The organism is Yersinia sp. 1252 StPb PI (assembly GCF_048593885.1).
Classification (GTDB): Bacteria; Pseudomonadota; Gammaproteobacteria; order Enterobacterales; family Enterobacteriaceae; genus Yersinia; species Yersinia enterocolitica_E.
On sequence record NZ_JAZGQE010000417.1, the window covers coordinates 1 to 928 of the forward strand.

The following is a 928-nucleotide window of genomic DNA, read 5'->3' on the forward strand; positions in this document are numbered from 1 at the left end:
CGTAAAAATAACCCTCACATCCACTGTGCGATTAGTTTACTGTATGAATATAATTCACTATATAAGTAGAGTTTTATAGTCAGGAATAGGAATAATGCTCACACTACCTCCTTGTACTGTTAATGAATGAAAATATTATTATGCATAAGTGACTTGCGATAATATTATTATTTTATACTGCCAAAAGTTCATGCTATGCAAACAACATAAATATCTATCGTTATCTATTAACGTCATATAGAGGCATACGCGATAGTAACCTACTCTTTTTCTGAGTACCCAGGTTCTGTTTCAGGATGGAAACATGCGCGAATGGCATCAAATCGCCTTAATAACTTTATGCCGAAGTGGTTAATAAAAGTCACTACTGTTAAGCGTCAGCCAGCACATTGAGATGGTTTTACAACTACCAAATTAAAAAAGCCCACTTAAGCAACCTCAAGTGAACTTTTTGCTATTTAATCTGCTAATAAACCCTACAATTCCAGGCTTACACGACCCTCCCCCTATTTACGATTAAGGATACGGAGAAAATCCTGTTTATTTGAGATTAATGAGAGCGCATTGGCAATAATTTCATCACTAAAAATCGAGGCTACATCTTTTAACACATCAATATGCTCTTTTTCTTTAGCAATAACCCCAATGGCAATAAACATAACATTACTTCTATCCCAGATGACACCATCAGGGAATTGAAAAATCTCAACACCGGTTTTAACAATGATATTTGTGGCTAATTTAGGCAGATGAGGTAAGGTAATACCATTCCCCAAGAATGTAGAGACTTGTTGTTCTCTTTCATTAAGAAAAGAGATACAGTCTTGGTTAATATAACCTTTTAATTTAAACTCTTTTCCTATCATTGCTAAAACTTCAGCTTTATTTTTTGCATGACATCCTAAGTGTAGGTTATCAACGGTAATAT

The 928-nt window shown here is 34.4% G+C and carries 1 protein-coding gene; it reads right to left on the reverse strand.

Translation table 11 applies throughout. The features are described from left to right. Positions 1-506 precede the first annotated feature (506 nt). Positions 507-926, reverse strand: coding sequence for a PTS sugar transporter subunit IIA (locus tag V2A85_RS24005; RefSeq protein ID WP_420072596.1), 420 nt, complete (start codon positions 924-926; stop codon positions 507-509). Between the last annotated feature and the right edge of the window lie 2 nt (positions 927-928).